This window comes from Pseudoduganella buxea (assembly GCF_009720835.1).
GTDB lineage: Bacteria > Pseudomonadota > Gammaproteobacteria > Burkholderiales > Burkholderiaceae_D > Rugamonas > Rugamonas buxea.
Map to the genome: position 1 here is coordinate 1 of NZ_WNKZ01000321.1, position 255 is coordinate 255.

Below are 255 nucleotides of genomic sequence, written 5' to 3' on the forward strand. Positions count from 1 at the left end.
TGCAGTAATGCATTAAGCTAACTGATACTAATTGCCCGTAAGGCTTGTCCCTATAACCTTGACGGTTATATGCATTTGCCAGTGTTTGAGCACTACCCCAAAAAACTACTTCTTCCAGATTCAAGACCGCAGCTGCTCCACCGAGAGCTGCAGTCTGTACAAGTCATGCCTGATGACCATAGCAAGTCGGTCCCACCCCTTCCCATCCCGAACAGGACCGTGAAACGACTTTGCGCCGATGATAGTGCTGCAACC

At 49.4% G+C, this 255-nt stretch carries 1 rRNA gene; it reads left to right on the top strand.

The annotated features are described in order from the left end of the window. Positions 1-168 precede the first annotated feature (168 nt). Positions 169-255: ribosomal RNA gene (rrf, locus tag GM672_RS28155) — 5S ribosomal RNA — on the top strand; the annotation flags it as partial.